Origin of the sequence: Pseudomonas sp. WS 5079 (assembly GCF_012985465.1) — a bacterium.
Lineage (GTDB): Bacteria > Pseudomonadota > Gammaproteobacteria > Pseudomonadales > Pseudomonadaceae > Aquipseudomonas.
Window position 1 is genome coordinate 149,787 of the sequence record NZ_JAAQWN010000011.1, and the last position, 16,190, is coordinate 165,976.

Sequence of the window (16,190 nt, forward strand, 5' to 3'; positions counted from 1 at the left end):
AAAAGGTGACGGGTAATGAACGCAATACTGGAAAGCAAACCCGAGGAAAAAAAGCCCGCTGCGGCACCGGTCAAGAGCCGGCGGCGGTTTCCTACCGAGCTGAGCATTTTCCTGGTGCTGATCGGTATCGGCCTGGTGTTCGAAGTGTTTGGCTGGATCGTGCGTGACCAGAGCTTTTTGATGAACTCCCAGCGCCTGGTGCTGATGATCCTGCAGGTGTCGATCATCGGCTTGCTGGCGATTGGCGTGACCCAGGTGATCATTACCACGGGGATCGACCTGTCGTCGGGCTCGGTGCTGGCGTTGTCGGCAATGATTGCCGCGAGCCTGGCGCAAACCTCGGACTTTTCCCGCGCGGTGTTTCCATCGCTGACGGACTTGCCGGTGTGGATCCCGGTGGTGGCCGGCCTGGGCGTGGGCCTGCTGGCGGGGGCGATCAACGGCAGCATCATCGCCATTACCGGCATCCCGCCGTTTATTGCGACCCTCGGCATGATGGTCTCGGCCCGTGGCCTGGCGCGTTATTACACCGAAGGCCAGCCGGTGAGCATGCTCTCGGATTCCTACACGGCCATCGGCCATGGCGCGATGCCGGTGATCATCTTTCTGGTGGTGGCGGTGATCTTCCACATTGCCCTGCGCTACACCAAGTACGGCAAGTACACCTACGCCATCGGCGGCAATATGCAGGCGGCGCGCACTTCGGGGATCAACGTCAAGCGGCACCTGATCATCGTCTACAGCATTGCCGGGCTGCTGGCCGGGTTGGCGGGTGTGGTTGCCTCGGCTCGGGCGGCTACCGGGCAGGCGGGGATGGGCATGTCTTATGAGCTGGACGCGATTGCCGCTGCGGTGATCGGCGGCACCAGCCTGGCGGGCGGGGTAGGGCGCATCACCGGCACGGTGATTGGCGCGCTGATCCTCGGGGTGATGGCCAGCGGGTTTACCTTCGTGGGGGTGGATGCGTACATCCAGGACATCATCAAGGGCCTGATCATCGTGGTGGCGGTGGTGATCGACCAGTATCGCAATAAGCGCAAGCTTAAGCGCTGAGCGAGAGTTGAATCAAAAAGTGGGGCTTGTTTGGGTGGGAGCGGGCTTGCCCGCGATAGCGATGGGTCAGTCAAATATCTATCAACTGACCCACCGCTATCGCGGGCAAGCCCGCTCCTACATTTGTGCACCGCCAACCGTTTGTCTTCTATATAGCTCCACAACACTGAATTTCTTGCTATAAACGCACTCCGATAACCACCTGCCGAGCCCGTCCTGGTGCCTTTTGGGGGAATGTCGGACAAATTGCCTGTCATTTCAGTTGCTGCGCCCTCAAGTCAGCCGTAGACTGCCGCCCCTCGTAAATTGAGTGCCGGGTGGCGCTTGGAATGGACGGCGTCTTTCCCCGACCTGCAGAGGTTGGCCGGAACGCTCCCTTATTCGCCTTAATGCACGTATTTTTTATAGAGAAATCAATGACAAAGGAAAAGTTGCTGGCCATGCCGGCGGATGACTACATGAATGCCGAGCAGCACGCTTTTTTCGAGCAGTTGTTGCAAGACATGAAAGTCGAGCACCACGAGCGCATTGAGCAGAACCGCATCGCCATTGAAAGCCTGGACACCCCGGCTGACCCTGCTGACGCTGCTTCGGTAGAAGAAGAGCGCACCTGGCTGGTCAACGCCATCGACCGCGACCAGCGCATGCTGCCGCAACTTGAACAGGCCCTGGGCCGTATCAAGGAAGATTCCTTTGGCTGGTGTGATGACAGCGGCGAGCCTATCGGCCTCAAGCGCCTGCTGATCAGCCCGACCACCAAGTACTGCATCGAAGCGCAAGAGCGCCACGAGCAAATCGACAAGCATCAGCGCCAAGCCTGATCTGTTTGATTGTGTAGGGAGCTGGCTTGGCGAAGGCGGTCGATCAACACCGCTATCGCCAGCAAGCTGGCTCCTGCAGTGATCCTGCGCGTGTCATCCCCCCGTCTATTGATCTGCTGCAAGCCCTAACACCAAAGGCCCATAGATAATGGCCAATTAGTGGCGTTTAATGCAGAGACAATAATGACAAGCAGTGGGGTAACAAGCATGGCTGGGGATGGATCTCTGATGGGCGCCGCCGTGGTGCCGCACGCGGTGAGCCGCCAACTGCCTGGCTGGGTCACACCGTTCCTGCAAAGCATCGCCCTGGTGCTGGTATTGTCGGGCCTGGCGTTTGCCGACCTGTCGATGTACCTCTGCGTGCCCGTGGCCCTGTTGCTGGTCTGGCTACCGCTGCTGAAAAAGCCGGCCCGCAGCCTTGCGCCGGCTGTCGTCGAGGATGCCATTGGCGCGTTGACCCGCGACCTGTCCTACACCACCAGCCATAACGCGCTGTCAGCCGCCGGCGTGGCCTATTCGGTCAAGCAACTGGCGGCCCGCCTGCAATCGCAATTGGGCGCCGCCCAGCAAATCGTCAGCAGTGCCGAAGTGATGATTGGCACTGAGCAACTGACGTCCCAGCTCAGTCGTGAAGCCCTCGGCGCGGCGGGCCAGGCCCATCAGCGCAGCACCGAGGGGCGCGCGGTGCTCGGGGAGTCCATCAGCCGCATGCATCAACTCAGCCAGCGCGCCAGCGACAGCCGGCAATTGATCGAGGCCCTGAGCCAGCGCAGCGAAGAGATCCAGCGCGTGACCCTGGTGATTCAGTCGATTGCCAGCCAGACCAACCTGCTGGCCTTGAATGCCGCCATTGAAGCCGCCCGGGCCGGTGAGCATGGGCGCGGGTTCGCCGTGGTGGCCGATGAGGTGCGCGGCCTGGCCGGCCGTACGGCGACTGCCACCGACGAAGTCGGGGTGATGGTGGCGGACATCCAGCAGCGTACCGCCCAGGTGGTGGAGCAAATCCGCCAGTTGTCCGTGGATCTGCAGGCCGGCGTCGAGCAAGTGGAGCACGCCGGCGAGCAACTGGAGAGCATTGCCACGTTGGCGGCGGGGGTGGAAGGCCAGGTCAATGCGATTGCCCAGGGCACCGAGACCAATCGGGTGCAGCTCGACAGTCTGTTCCATGCGGTGGAGCAGATGCGCAGCGACCTGACCGTCAGCGACCAGCAGACCCAGCAGTTGGCCGAGGCCGCCATACAAATGGAAGGGCAGGCCGAAACGATCAGCGAGCGCCTGGCCGAAGTCGGCCTGGACGATTATCACCAGCGCATCTACGACCTCGCCCGCGAAGGCGCGAGCCGCATCGCCGCGCAGTTCGAGGCGGATGTCCAGCAGAACCGCATCAGCCTCGATGACTTGTTCAATCGCAGCTACACACCGATTGCCAACAGCCAGCCGACCAAGTACCACAGCCGTTTCGACGGCTACACCGACCAGGTATTGCCCGCTATCCAGGAAGCCTTGCTGCCCCGGCACGAAGGCCTGGTGTTCGCGATTGCCTGCACGCCACAGGGCTATGTGCCGACGCACAACAAGGTGTTTTCCCAGGCGCTTACCGGCGATGTTCAGGTGGACGCGGTGAACAATCGCACCAAGCGCAAGTTTGAAGACCGCACCGGCATCCGCTGCGGCAGCCACCAGCAGGCTGTGCTGTTGCAGACCTATACCCGTGATACCGGCGAGTTGATGCACGATCTGTCCGTGCCGATCATGGTCAGCGGCCGGCATTGGGGCGGCTTGCGCCTGGGCTATAAGCCTGAGGGGCAGGCTGGCGCGCACTAGGCCCAGGCACGGATTGTTGCGTGTTATGCAAGGAAGCTTTTACGCCGATAGCTTTTTCCGGCGTGAGGAACAGCTTAAGATGCTGCACATTGTTAGCTAGCTAACTAATCCTGCGGAGAACTTCCATGCAAAGCAAAGTCGATGTAGCGGTGATGATTGGCAGCGGTGTGCCACAGACCCTGCGTGCGCTGGGCCTGAGGGCCTGCTGGGTGGTGTTGCTCAACGGTGAACAGCGCGGCACGGCCTTCGCCAGTCGCGACGAAGCCCAGGAATGCCGCGCGGCCTGGCAGGCGCTGCTGGACCTGGAGCGCTCAGACCGCCTGCACTGACTGCAGGTTATACGCTCTGGTGCAGGCGCTGGTTCAGCTCATCCACGGCAATCGCCCAGTCCGCGTCTTCGCGCAGTTCTTCCTTGAGGAACTGCGCCTGTTGCGGGGTCCAGAAGGGCGCGTCGATCAGCTTCACAGTCTCTGCCAGGGGATGTTCACCGATAAACGTGTCGATGGCAGCAGGCGAGGCCTCCAACCCCAACTGTTCGAACAGGTCTTGCAAGGTATGCGTTGGCGCGTCCATGTCATTCTCCACGATAGTTAAGTCTCTACTCCCATGGGAGGCGTGCCAGCGCGCATAGTTCGATTTTGCTTGAGTCGCGTGTCAACGGGCATTGATGCACAGGAGAGCTTCCAACTCCTTGGCCAGGGCGCAGGCCTTGTTATGGTCACTGCGAAAGCCCTTGATCCGACCGCTGGGCACTTCCAGGATATGGAAAAAATTCTTGCCCGCCGGGACGACCCGATACAGGGCGAAATCCGGGCACGCGTTGTGGGCGTACACGCTGTAGAATAGCGCGCTATCCTTGCGCGATAAGGTGTCGCGAGTCAGTGTCGGTTCGCGATGAAGTCTTTGCATGGCGAGCTCCTGTTGATCTGTTGACCTGCTTGCAGCATTTCGGGTGGTTTTAAGCCGCGTTGCTGTTCTAATATTGTTGTCGGCAGCCCGCGTTCGGTTCCATCCAACGTTTTTCCTTGGTTTTTGGCTGTCGGAAAACCACCCTTTCAAATGGGGTATTCTCTGAAGTGGGGCGTCCAGTATTCTCTGGCCGATAAACCTGTGATTTCCTGCACCGCCTGACGACCTTGTACAAGGGCTGTCAGGCACGGCTGTACGAGTCTGGCGGGAATCAACTTCAGTTTTTTAATGTACCGTGCCGTATCGGCCTTTTTTGTGCTGTCTGCCCTGGGCGGGCGGCGCTTTTTTAGATGTGGGGGCGTTTCCTTGGCAGTTAGTAATCTGGATATGCACGCATTGTTCGTGCTGGGTGATTTGCGCGCGAAGTTGGTTAAGCAGTTTCAGTCGCGGTTTGTTTACATCACGGAACAAACCCCGGAAGGCATTTACATTGCTGAAATCGATACCGAAACAGCGTTGGTGGTCGATGACAAACCTCGCCTGGAGCTCAAGGTCGGCGATCACTTTCGCGCCGCAGTCCTGCCCAGCCGTGAAGGTGGCAAGTTCGAGCTGAAGTTTCGCGATATCAAGTTGACGGTCTATGGCCTGGGTGACTACGCGTTTGTTTCCACGGCGCAGGGCGAGGGCATTGTGTTCAAGGAAGGTCACAGCGTGATGCTGGTGTTCGCCGCCAATGAACAACTGCAAGAAGGCCTGAGCAAGACCCTCAAGGCCGTGACCGGCAAGGCCGCCAAGTGGCGCAAGGGTGAACTGGTGACTTTCAAGGCCAGCGAGTAATAAGCGAGCGCACCGGCAATCGGTTGAACCTCTACTACAGTTGGGTGGACTTAATTATTCAGGGCTTTCGCATGACAGCAAAGCCATCCGCCATGGCTGTGTAAACGCGAGGTTCAAAGGCATGAAAGCAATACGAGCGCTGTTGGCAGCTTCCCTTACCACCTTGGGCCTGTCGATGGCGGCCGCACCGGTAGCGGCTGCCCAGGCGCCCATTCATTTTGCCGACCTGAATTGGGAAAGTGGCAGCCTGATCACCGAAGTACTGCGCTTTATTGTCGAGAAGGGCTACGACTTGCCCACCGATACCCTGCCCGGTACCACCATCACCCTGGAAACCGCCCTGGCCAAGAATGATATCCAGGTGATCGGCGAGGAATGGGCGGGCCGCAGCCCGGTGTGGGTCAAGGCTGAGGCTGAAGGCAAGGTGGTTGGCCTGGGCGATACCGTCAAGGGCGCGACCGAAGGCTGGTGGGTCCCGGAATACGTGATCAAGGGCGACCCGGACAAAGGGATCAAGCCACTGGCCCCTGAGCTGCGCAGCGTACAGGACCTGGCGCGCTATAAAGATGTGTTCAAGGACCCGGAGGCCCCCGGCAAGGGACGGTTCCTCAACAGCCCTATCGGCTGGACTTCGGAGGTGGTCAATAAGCAGAAGCTCAAGGCTTATGGCCTGGAGGACAGCTACGTCAACTTTCGTAGCGGTTCGGGCGCGGCGCTGGATGCCGAGATAGCCTCGTCGATCCGCCGTGGCAAGCCAATCCTGTTTTACTACTGGTCGCCGACCCCACTGATGGGGCGCTACAAGTTGATCCAGTTGGAGGAACCTGCCTTCGACGCCGAGGCCTGGAAGACCCTGACGGATGCCGACAACCCCAACCCCAAGCCGACGCGTTCGTTGGCGTCCAAACTGAGCATTGGCGTGTCCACGCCGTTCCAGAAGGAATATCCGCAGATTGCCGGGTTCTTCGAAAAGGTCGAGTTTCCAATTGGACCGTTGAACGAAGCCCTGGCAACCATGAGCGAAAAGCACACCTCGCCGCGCGAAGTGGCACAGGCGTTTCTCAAAGAGCATCCGCAAGTGTGGAAGGCCTGGTTGACGGAGGATGTGGCTACAAAGGTCCAAGCCAGCCTGAAATAGCCACGCCGTCACTGCAAACGACGATCCAACTGTGGGAGCGGGCTTGCCCGCGATAGCGGTGTGTCAGTCAAGTATTTCTAACCTGATACACCGCCATCGCGGGCAAGCCCGCTCCCACAGTTTTGATTGCGCTCCCCTTAAAACTTGGTTTGCACCGCCAATTCAAAGGTACGCGGCGACCCCAGGTAATACGCCGGCGACACATGGGCAAACTGCGCATATACCTCGTTGGTCAGGTTACGCACCCGGCCCGTGACCGAGGTGTGTTGATCGACCTTGTAGGTCAGGAACGTGCCAAACAAGGTGTACGCCGGCACTGTCAGCGTGTTGGCATTATCGGCGTACACCTGCGCCACATACCGCGCATCCACGCCACCTTGCCAGGCCGGGGCGATGTCATAAGTCAGCCACAGGTTGCCTACGCGCTTGGGCACGTTGGTCGGCGTGTTGCCCTTGCGCGATACCACTGCGCCGCTGGCGATTTTCTCGTTGAAATCATCGTATTGCGCATCGACCCAGGCGAAATTGCCTTCGGCCAACAGCCTGGGGGTAATGCGCAACGAGCTGGCCAGCTCGATGCCCTTGGACGACTGCGCACCCACCGCAATACTGCGGGTGGGGTCTTGTGGGTCGGTCACGGCAAAGTCCTTGCGCTCGATGTGGTAGGCGGCCACGGTGGCTGAACCGCGCCCGTCCAGGTAATCGAACTTGCTGCCCACTTCCCATTGCTTGCCGGTGGAGACATCAAACACCTGGGTGGTGCTGGTGGGCTGTTCGGCTGCGGTGCTGTATTGCACATAGACATTGGCCGCCGGGATGAACTGATAGGTCAGGCCCACGCGCCCGGTCACCGGCTCCCAACGGCGCTTGACGTTACCCAGGTTGTCGCGGTGGCTGGTCACGTCCAGGTCGATGGCGTCATAACGCAGGCCGCTCAGCAGCGACAGCTTGTCGGTCAGGCCCAGGCGGTTCTCGACAAACAGCGCCTTGGTCGTCACTTCGGTGGTCTTGTCCTTGATAAATCCCGGCTTGGTGCCTGGCAGGTCGTAGAAATGCCCCGGATCGTAGTGGTTGGGGTCCACTGCGTTCTTGGCCGACACGTTCAGCGGGCTGGCGGTGGTGCTGTTGACCTTGTATTCGAAACCGCCGGACCAGGTGCTGGCCAGGCCGAACACGCTGCTGTCATGGCGCAGCTCGAACTGGTTGCCGTCCTGCTCGCCCTGATGGCGCACCTGATAGGCCGTCGAACGGTTCACCAGGCTGTTATCGGCGTTGTACTGGTAGGTCTCCAGGTTGCGGTAGTCGCGCTGGCTGTCCAGGTGATAGAGGGTGTTGCGCAGGGTGGTGCTGTCGTTGATCCGGTAATCGATGATCGACCGGGCCCAGATCGTGCGTTGTTCGTAGCGGCCATCGGCGACGTTGTAGTTGTTGAAGCGGTTGTGCCTGTCGATTTTCAGCTCGCCGGCCTTGGGATTGAGCACCGGGGTGCCCCAGTATGGGCTGTCCTCGTGTTCGTCCTGGTACTCCAGGGCCAGGGTATGGGACAGGTTGGGCGTGAGGTCGCTGAGCAGGGAAAAGGCCACGCTCCAGGCATCGCGTTGCTGGCGGTCGATATGGGTATGGTTGGTGTTGCGGCTGACATCCAGGCGCGCGTAGTGCTGGACCTCGGCACCGGGCTCGGTCAGGGCGTGGTTGAGGCCCAGGGCGATGCCGGTGGTGTCGTAGCTGCCGTAGTTGATCTGGCCTTCGACGGCCTGCTCCTCGCGGGTGGCCAGCTTGGTCACGTAGTTCAGCGAGCCGCCCACGGAGCCGGCGCCGTTGATCAACGAGGAGGGACCGCCCACCAGCTCCACCCGGTCATAAATCCATGCGTCCACGGGCCGTGCCAGGCCACCGGCGACGTTGATGCCATTGAACATCTGGGTGATCTGGCTGCTAGTAAAGCCCCGATAGGAAATAAACCCGCCAAACCCCGGCGGCGCACTGGCGTTGACCCCGGGCAGGGTGTTGGCCGCATCCTGGAAGGTCTTGGCGCCACGGCGCTCGATATCGTGGCGGTCGGCGATGCTGACCGAGGCCGGGGTTTCCCGCACGCTCAGGCCCAGGCGCGAGGCCATGCCGCTGAATTGGTCCAGGGCCAGGCCCGGCTCGTTGGCGGCGGCGCCGTCGATGGTGGTGGGGGCCAGCTCAAGGGCCCAGGCGCAAAAAGGCAGGCAGCCGAACAGGCCCGCCAATAGAGGTAAATGTTTCATCGATAAATCCTGAAAAGCAGGGCTTGAAAGCAACGCACAGCCGCCCGCGCTTCCCTGGGGAAGCCGCGCGGTGTGCGGATCAAAAAGCGCAGGTATCAGGCGTAGGTAGGCGGGGCGCGCGGATTAGCCGCAGGCCAGGTGAAGCGGGTGGGAATGTCAGCGGTGAGTACCACCGCCGGCGGTGGTGCGTGAGGCTGGGGCAGTACCGCAACGTTAAGGCTGGAGTTGAGCGCCGGGCCCATGCCGCCGGTGGAGCACAGCGGGCAACCGAAGGCCTTGGACAGCGTGGGCAGCGACTGATCGCCGGTGTTTACGGGGGCTGGCGCCTGGGTGCGGGGGTCTACGGTACAGAACTGGCCGCCAATGCCGTTGAGCTGCATGCCGACCATTTGCCCATGGCCAATACTGCAGGCGAACACGTTGAACAGGACGCAGCCATAGAGCATCCAGGCAATCAACGAGCGGTCGGCACGGGCGAGTTTCATGGGGCGGCACTTTATCACCAGACGACTAAATGCCTGCAAAAAATCTGAAAAGGACTATCCTCTTTCGCACTTTTCCAGGGGTATCCAACCATGAGCTTTGTCATTGCGAGGTGGGTCGTCGGGGTATTTGCGTTTATCAGCATGATCCATGTGTACTGGGCCGCAGGCGGCAAGCTGGGCAGCAGCGTAGCGATCCCGCAACTGCCCGGCGAATTCGCCAGCGGGCCACGGCCGGCGTTCAAGGCGTCGGCGCTGGGTACGTTCCTGGTGGCCGTGGGGCTGGTGCTGATTGCCGTGTTGGTGTGCCTGCGGGCGGGGCTGTTCTTCCAGCCGGTGGGGCATCAGGCCCTGCAATGGGGGATCAGCGCGATTGCCCTGATCATGTTTGGGCGGGCGATTGGTGATTCGGAGCTGGTGGGGTTTTTCAAGAAAGTCGGCGGGTCACGGTTCGCGCGGTTGGATACGTTTTTCTATTCGCCACTGTGCCTGGTGTTGGGGACGGGGTTGCTGGTCGTCGCCTGGACCTGACTGACGGTATGCAGGGCCAAATGTGGGAGCGGGCTTGTCGGATCGCCGCATCGCCGCGAAGACGTCGACCCAGCAAACATTGATGTTGACTGACCCACGGCTTTCGCGAGCAAGCCCGCTCCCACATTGTTTACCGCGTACATTCAGAGGGATCAGCTACCGCTGTCAGCCCTGCGGCTGCTGACCTCGGCCGGTACATTTTCCCCCGCCATGCGCTTGCGAAACAACGACGTGCGCGCCAGCAACAGGGTGGTTACCGGCACGGTGATCGACAGCAAAATCGGGATCAACCAGCCATGCAGCACCGGCCCGGACTTGAGGGTCGAGAAGTAGATAATCGACGCCAGCGCCACGCACCACGCGCCGAGGGTCGAAGCCAGCGCCGGTGGGTGCATGCGCTGGAAAAAATCCTTCATCCGCAACAGCCCGAGCGCACCAATCAACGCAAACAGGCTGCTGAGCAGCAGCAGGATCGCCACGATAATTTCCACCCACAGTGGCAGTTCACTGACATTGATCATTCGATCACCTCACCACGCAGCAGGAATTTGGCCAAGGCAAACGAGCCGACAAAGCCGAACAGCGCAATCAGCAGCGCCGCCTCGAAGTAGGTATCACTGGCATAGCGAATGCCCAGCACCAGCATCATCAGCATCGCCAGGATATACAGGTAGTCCAGGGCCAGGACCCGGTCCTGGGCCGAGGGGCCCTTGAACAGGCGCACCAGGGTCAGGACCATGGCCAGGGAAAACAGGAACAGGCTCAACAGGATCGCATTGGCGAGCAGGGCACTCATTCGAAGATCTCCATCAGGGGCCGTTCGTAGGCCTGCTTGAAGTGCTCGATAAACTGCGCTTCGTCATCCAGGTCGAACACGTGCAGCAACAGGATGCTGCGGTCCAGGGCCAGTTCCGACCACACGGTGCCGGGGGTCACGCTGGTGATCATCGACAGCACCGCCAGGCCGTTGGCGTCACGCAGGTCCAGGGGGATTTTGACAAAGCGCGAGCGCGGCGGCCGTGTACCGCAGGTCAAGACGCCCCACGCCACGTGCAGGTTGGAGATGATCACATCGCGCCCGACCAGGAAGAACAGGCCAATGATCACCCCGGGGCGGCGGATACGCACCGGCAGTGGGCGCAGCGGCGCCATCATCAGCGGCGCGAGCAGGCCCAGGAGCGCCCCCAGCAGCAGGTTGCCGGGGCTGATCGACAGGTTCAGCACCAGCCACAGCACCCACAACGCCAATGACAGTAACGGGGCAGGGAACAGGCGCTTCATGGCTGCACCTCCACGGCGGCGGCCTGGGCTTGCGGGCTGAGCACCGGGCGCGTGGCCATGACGGCCATGACGTAGTGCTCGGGGTTGTTCAGGCTGGCGGCAGTGTCCTGGGTAAAGCGCATGAGCATTTCTGCCTTGAAGGTCAGGCCAATCGCCAGGCCAAGCAAGACGAAGATCGGGATGCACTCAAAGCGGCGCAGCAGCGGCGAGGGCCGCTCTTCTGGGGTCCAGAAGCGCTGGATGCCCAGGCGCGCAAAAGCGATCAGCGAGGCCAGGCCCGAGAAGATCAACAACGCCACCAGGCCCCAGGCTGCCGGGCGAATCGGCGCATCCACGGCCTGGCCCAGGCCCAGCGGGTTGATCAGCGCGCTGAGCAGGCTGAGCTTGCCGATAAACCCCGACAGCGGCGGCATGCCGATGATCAGCAGGGCGCAGGCAATAAAGCTCAGGCCCAGGAACGCCATGGTCCACGGGATGACCTGGCCGACCACGGCCTTTTGCTCATCGTCCAGGTTGGTGCCCTTGGGCGGGTGCAGGGATTCGACTGGCCGTGGCAACACTTCGATTTCATCGTCCAGGGGCAGCTCGTTGGCCGAGCGCGAGCGTTCGACCAGTTCGGCCAGCAGGAACAGCGCGCTCAACGCCAGGGTCGAGCTGACCAGATAGAACAGCGCGCCGGCCGTCAGGCTGGGCTGGGCGAAGCCTACCGCCGACAGCAGGATGCCCGCCGAGACCAGGATGCTCAGGCTCGCCATGCGCTCCAGGCGCTGGGCGGCGAGCATCGCCAGGGCGGCGCAGAGGATGGTGGCCATGCCGCCGTACACCAGCCAGTCGCCGCCAAACAGCGCCGAGGCGCCGGCTTGCCCGGAAAACAGTAGGGTCCACAGGCGCAACACGGTGTACACGCCGACCTTGGTCATGATCGCAAACATCGCCGCTACCGGCGCGCTGGCCGAGGAGTAGGCCGGCGCCAGCCAGAAGTTCAAAGGCCACATGCCGGCCTTGGCCAGGAACGCGGTGGCGAGGATCGCCGCGCCGGCATGCAGCAGGCCGCGATCGGCTTGCGGGACCAGCGGGATCTTGAGCGCCAGGTCAGCGAAATTCAGGGTGCCGGTGACCCCGTAGATCAGCGCCGCACCAATCAGGAACAGCGACGAAGCCAGCAGGTTGATCGAGATGTAATGCAGCCCCGACGACACCCGCGCCCGGCCCGAACCGTGCAACATCAAGCCGTAGGACGCGGCCAGCAGCACCTCGAAGAACACGAACAGGTTGAACAGGTCGGCGGTGAGGAAGGCACCGTAGAGGCCCATCAACTGGATCTGGAACAGCGCATGGAAACTGGTGCCGGCGCGGTCCCAGCGGGCCATGGCGAACAGCAGGGCGCTGACGCCGATGATCCCGGTGAGCACCAGCATCAGGGCCGACAGTTGATCCACCACCAGCACGATGCCGAACGGCACCTGCCAGTTGCCCGGCAGGTAGACGCCGATGGAGGCGGGGCCGCCTTGTTGCGTCCAGTACAGCATCAACATCGCGATGCCCAGGCCGGTCATGCTCGACAGCAGGTTGATCTTGGCCTTGAGCGGGCGGTGTTTCTCGCCCAGCATCATCATCAGCGCAGCGGTCAGCAACGGCAGCAGGATCGGCGCGATGATCAGTTGGTTCATCCAGCTCATTCCTTGGGCTCCCGGCCGTCCACATGGTCAGTGCCGGTCAGTCCCCGGGACGCCAGCAGCACCACCAGGAACAGCGCGGTCATGGCGAAGCTGATCACAATCGCCGTCAGCACCAGGGCCTGGGGCAGGGGATCGGTGTAATTGAGCAGGTCCTGGGGCACACCGTCCTTGATGATCGGTTCCTTGCCGATAAACAGGCTCCCCATGCTGAAGATGAACAGGTTGACCCCATAGGACAACAGGCACAGGCCCATCACCACCTGGAACGTCCGTGGCCGCAGCACCAGCCAGACGCCGGAGGCCGCCAGGACCCCAATGGCAATTGCGATGACTTCTTCCATCAGGCAGCAGCTCCTTGTGGTGGCGTGGCGGCGGCTTTCGCCTGGTTGCCGGGTTTATGGGCCCGCACCGATTGGTGGCCAAGGGCGGTGAGCATCAGCAGGGTCGAGCCGACCACCATGGCGTACACACCCACGTCAAAAAACAGCGCGCTGGCGATATGGATGTCGCCCAGCACCGGCAAGCTGAGGTGCAGGGTGCTGGTGGTGAGGAACGGGTAGCCGAAGAACAGCGCGCCAAGCCCGGTCAAGGTTGCCGACAACAGGCCGAAGCCCATCCAGCGCATCGGCCGCAGGTTCATCTGCGCCTCGACCCACTGGGTACCGGCGACCATGTATTGCAGGATAAACGCCACCGACATCACCAGCCCGGCGACAAAACCGCCGCCCGGCTGATTGTGGCCGCGCATGAACAGGTAGAACGACACCACCAGGGCAATCGGCAGCAGCAGGCGCACCAGCACCGCGGGCACCATCATAAAGCCCAGGGCGGTGTCGCTGGCCTGGCGTGGGTTGACCAGGTCGGTGTCCACGTCCGGCGCCAACAGCCGCTGTTGCGCGGGCAGTTGCTCGCTTTCCTTGGGCGGGCGGAAGCGCCGTAGCAGCGCATACACCGTCAAGGCCACGGCGCCGAGCACGGTGATTTCGCCCAGGGTATCGAAGCCCCGGAAGTCCACGAGCATCACATTCACCACATTGCTGCCGCCGCCTTCAGGCAGGGCGCGGCTGAGGTAGAACGAGGAAATATCGTTGGGGGTCTGGCGGGTGAGCATCGCATAGGACAACAGCGCCATGCCGCCACCGACCACGGTCGACAGCAGCAAGTCGCGCAAGCGGCGAATGCGCGCCTTGCGCAACGAACTGGGGAGTGGCGAGACCTCTTCGATCCGCCGTGGCAGCCAGCGCAGGCCCAGCAGGATCAATACCGTCGTCACCACCTCGACCACCAGTTGCGTCAGCGCCAGGTCCGGCGCGGAGAACCAGACAAAAGTCACGCAGGTCATCAGGCCGCACACGCTGACCATGGTCAGGGCCGCCAGCCGGTGGTACTTGGCTTGCCAGGCGGCGCCCAGGGCGCAGGCAATCGCCAGCAGCCACAGGGTGACGAACACGATGGAGCCAGGGATCTTCGGCCGGTCGCCCCAGCTCAGGCTGGTGCCCAACATGGGGATCATCCCGGCGATCACCGCCACCAGCACCAGCAGGAACAATTGGGTCTGCAGGCGCTTGGTGCTGATGCGTTTCTCGACCTTGCGCACGCCACGCATCATCACCACCAGGCAGCGCTCGAACATGCGCTTGCCGTTGAAGTAGCTGATGATCGGCGGGTACTTGAAGCGTCCGCGCTTGAGTTGCTTGCGCAGCAGCAGGTACAGGACCACGCCGCCGGTCATGGCCACCAGGCTCATGATCATCGGGGCGTTCCAGCCGTGCCAGATCGCCAGGCTGTACTGGGGCAACACGCCGCCGACCACCGGCAGGGCGGCAGCGGCGAGGATCGAACCGACCACCTGGGCCGGGAAGATCCCCACCAGCAGGCAGGTAAACACCAGCAACTCGACCGGTGCGCGCATCCAGCGTGGCGGTTCGTGGGGCGTGTGCGGCAGGTCGGTGGCGGCCGGGCCGAAGAACACATCCACGGTGAAGCGCAAGGCATAGGCCACGCTGAAGGTGCCGGCGATGGTCGCGATCACCGGCAGGGCGATTTCCACCCACTGGGTCGAGGAGATGAATACCGTCTCGGCGAAGAACATTTCCTTGGACAGGAAGCCGTTGAGCAACGGCACCCCGGCCATGGAGGCGCTGGCGACCATGGCCAGGGTCGCGGTAAACGGGATCAGGCGCACCAGGCCGCTGAGCTTGCGGATATCGCGGGTGCCGCTTTCGTGGTCGATGATGCCCGCGGCCATGAACAGCGAGGCCTTGAACGTAGCGTGGTTGAGGATATGGAACACGGCGGCGACGGCGGCCAGCGGGCTGTTGAGGCCCAGCAGCAGGGTGATCAGGCCCAGGTGACTGATAGTGGAGTAGGCCAGCAGGCCCTTGAGATCGTTCTGGAACATCGCGCAATACGCGCCGAGCAACAGGGTCAGGGCGCCGGCACCGCCGACCATCCAGAACCACTCTTCGCTGCCCGACAACGAGGGCCACAGGCGGGCCAGCAGGAACACGCCGGCCTTCACCATCGTGGCCGAGTGCAGGTAGGCCGACACGGGTGTCGGTGCGGCCATGGCGTGGGGGAGCCAGAAGTGGAAGGGGAATTGCGCGCTTTTGCTCAGGGCACCGATCAGGATCAGCGTCAGCAGGATGGGGTAGAGGGAGTGGGCACGGATCTGGTCACCGGCGGCGAGCACCTGGTCCAGATCGTAACTGCCGACGACATGGCCGAGCAGCATGACCCCCGCCAGCAGGCACAACCCGCCTGCACCGGTGACCATCAGCGCCATATAGGCCCCCCGGCGCGCATCGGAGCGGTGGTGCCAATAGCCGATCAACAGGAACGAGAACAGGCTGGTCAGTTCCCAGAAAAACACGATCTGGATCAGGTTGCCGGAGATCACCAACCCGAGCATCGCGCCCATGAACGCCAGAAAAAACGCGAAGAAACGCGGCACCGGATCATCCGGCGACATGTAATAGCGGGCGTACAAAGACACCAGGCTACCGATGCCCAGTACCAGCATCGAGAACAGCCAGGCAAAGCCATCCATGCGCAACACAAAGTCCAGGCCCAGGCTGGGCAGCCAGGAAAATTCTTCGCGGATCACGCCACCGTCGGCGATCTGGGGGTAGAGCAGGGCGACTTGTACGGTACCGACCAGAGCCACAAGGCCGGCCAGCAGGGATTCAGTATTACGTGCGTTATGCGGCAGCAAGGCCGCCAGACAGCTGCCGATGAAAGGCAGAAGCAGTAGAACTATCAGGGACATAGGCTTCTAATCTGCGGTGGTTTGGGATGCATCATACGTGCCGGAAACCGGATTACCAAACGGCAACCTGTGGCAGGATCCTACAAGATGGACCGAAAACCCCTATCTGTCGCGC

At 62.0% G+C, this 16,190-nt stretch carries 17 protein-coding genes; 7 read left to right on the top strand and 10 right to left on the bottom strand.

The features are described 5' to 3' along the window. Positions 1-15: 15 nt before the first annotated feature. From HBO05_RS25085 to HBO05_RS25100, 4 genes are all read left to right on the top strand, one after another. Positions 16-1,053, top strand: a complete 1,038-nt coding sequence (locus HBO05_RS25085; RefSeq protein ID WP_169954724.1) for an ABC transporter permease — start codon at positions 16-18, stop codon at positions 1,051-1,053. Between the two features lie 416 nt (positions 1,054-1,469). After that, positions 1,470-1,874 carry a TraR/DksA C4-type zinc finger protein gene (locus HBO05_RS25090; protein ID WP_010173153.1) on the top strand — a complete coding sequence of 135 codons (405 nt, stop codon included), beginning with the start codon at positions 1,470-1,472 and terminating at the stop codon, positions 1,872-1,874. A gap of 228 nt (positions 1,875-2,102) precedes the next feature. Continuing rightward, the gene (locus HBO05_RS25095) at positions 2,103-3,698 is read left to right on the top strand and encodes a methyl-accepting chemotaxis protein (RefSeq protein WP_170043736.1); all 1,596 of its coding nucleotides are present in this window, start codon (positions 2,103-2,105) and stop codon (positions 3,696-3,698) included. Positions 3,699-3,823: 125 nt separating this feature from the next. Then, positions 3,824-4,027, top strand: coding sequence for a hypothetical protein (locus HBO05_RS25100; RefSeq protein ID WP_032861075.1), 204 nt, complete (start codon positions 3,824-3,826; stop codon positions 4,025-4,027). A gap of 7 nt (positions 4,028-4,034) precedes the next feature. On the opposite strand, the gene HBO05_RS25105 is transcribed toward HBO05_RS25100, so the two are convergent. Both HBO05_RS25105 and HBO05_RS25110 read right to left on the bottom strand, forming a co-directional pair. After that, the gene (locus tag HBO05_RS25105; RefSeq protein WP_169954722.1) at positions 4,035-4,271 is read right to left on the bottom strand and encodes a DUF2789 domain-containing protein; all 237 of its coding nucleotides are present in this window, start codon (positions 4,269-4,271) and stop codon (positions 4,035-4,037) included. 81 nt (positions 4,272-4,352) lie between these two features. Then, positions 4,353-4,607 carry a hypothetical protein gene (locus HBO05_RS25110; RefSeq protein WP_169954704.1) on the bottom strand — a complete coding sequence of 85 codons (255 nt, stop codon included), beginning with the start codon at positions 4,605-4,607 and terminating at the stop codon, positions 4,353-4,355. Positions 4,608-4,994: 387 nt separating this feature from the next. On the opposite strand from HBO05_RS25110, the gene HBO05_RS25115 reads away from it, so the two are divergent. Further along, positions 4,995-5,444 carry a hypothetical protein gene (locus HBO05_RS25115; RefSeq protein ID WP_057439059.1) on the top strand — a complete coding sequence of 150 codons (450 nt, stop codon included), beginning with the start codon at positions 4,995-4,997 and terminating at the stop codon, positions 5,442-5,444. A 121-nt stretch (positions 5,445-5,565) separates the two neighbouring features. Beyond that, on the top strand, positions 5,566-6,582 hold the full coding sequence (locus HBO05_RS25120) for an ABC transporter substrate-binding protein (RefSeq protein ID WP_172314514.1): 1,017 nt from the start codon (positions 5,566-5,568) through the stop codon (positions 6,580-6,582). A 137-nt stretch (positions 6,583-6,719) separates the two neighbouring features. Here the strand turns inward: HBO05_RS25120 and HBO05_RS25125 are convergent, their stop codons facing one another. Continuing rightward, the gene (locus HBO05_RS25125) at positions 6,720-8,834 is read right to left on the bottom strand and encodes a TonB-dependent receptor (protein WP_172314516.1); all 2,115 of its coding nucleotides are present in this window, start codon (positions 8,832-8,834) and stop codon (positions 6,720-6,722) included. A 95-nt stretch (positions 8,835-8,929) separates the two neighbouring features. Further along, the gene (locus HBO05_RS25130; RefSeq protein WP_170043739.1) at positions 8,930-9,319 is read right to left on the bottom strand and encodes a DUF2946 domain-containing protein; all 390 of its coding nucleotides are present in this window, start codon (positions 9,317-9,319) and stop codon (positions 8,930-8,932) included. A gap of 90 nt (positions 9,320-9,409) precedes the next feature. Between HBO05_RS25130 and HBO05_RS25135 the strand changes: the two genes are divergently transcribed. Continuing rightward, on the top strand, positions 9,410-9,847 hold the full coding sequence (locus HBO05_RS25135; protein ID WP_169954718.1) for a DUF3995 domain-containing protein: 438 nt from the start codon (positions 9,410-9,412) through the stop codon (positions 9,845-9,847). A 152-nt stretch (positions 9,848-9,999) separates the two neighbouring features. Here HBO05_RS25135 and HBO05_RS25140 read toward each other — a convergent pair whose 3' ends face one another. Genes HBO05_RS25140 through HBO05_RS25165 form a run of 6 tightly spaced genes read right to left on the bottom strand, consistent with a single transcriptional unit; the run spans position 10,000 to position 16,075 of the window. Next, positions 10,000-10,368: a Na+/H+ antiporter subunit G gene (locus HBO05_RS25140; RefSeq protein WP_169954717.1), complete on the bottom strand. Its 369-nt coding sequence runs from the start codon at positions 10,366-10,368 to the stop codon at positions 10,000-10,002. Then, positions 10,365-10,643 (bottom strand): K+/H+ antiporter subunit F, encoded by a 279-nt coding sequence (locus HBO05_RS25145; protein ID WP_038440496.1) that lies wholly within the window; start codon positions 10,641-10,643, stop codon positions 10,365-10,367. Before HBO05_RS25145 ends, HBO05_RS25140 begins: the two co-directional genes overlap by 4 nt. Continuing rightward, positions 10,640-11,128 carry a Na+/H+ antiporter subunit E gene (locus tag HBO05_RS25150; protein ID WP_170043741.1) on the bottom strand — a complete coding sequence of 163 codons (489 nt, stop codon included), beginning with the start codon at positions 11,126-11,128 and terminating at the stop codon, positions 10,640-10,642. Before HBO05_RS25150 ends, HBO05_RS25145 begins: the two co-directional genes overlap by 4 nt. After that, positions 11,125-12,807, bottom strand: coding sequence for a monovalent cation/H+ antiporter subunit D (locus HBO05_RS25155; protein ID WP_169954715.1), 1,683 nt, complete (start codon positions 12,805-12,807; stop codon positions 11,125-11,127). Before HBO05_RS25155 ends, HBO05_RS25150 begins: the two co-directional genes overlap by 4 nt. Then, positions 12,804-13,148 carry a Na+/H+ antiporter subunit C gene (locus HBO05_RS25160; RefSeq protein ID WP_005789164.1) on the bottom strand — a complete coding sequence of 115 codons (345 nt, stop codon included), beginning with the start codon at positions 13,146-13,148 and terminating at the stop codon, positions 12,804-12,806. The genes HBO05_RS25155 and HBO05_RS25160 overlap by 4 nt, the downstream gene beginning before the upstream one ends. Further along, the gene (locus HBO05_RS25165; protein WP_172314518.1) at positions 13,148-16,075 is read right to left on the bottom strand and encodes a monovalent cation/H+ antiporter subunit A; all 2,928 of its coding nucleotides are present in this window, start codon (positions 16,073-16,075) and stop codon (positions 13,148-13,150) included. The genes HBO05_RS25160 and HBO05_RS25165 overlap by 1 nt, the downstream gene beginning before the upstream one ends. Between the last annotated feature and the right edge of the window lie 115 nt (positions 16,076-16,190).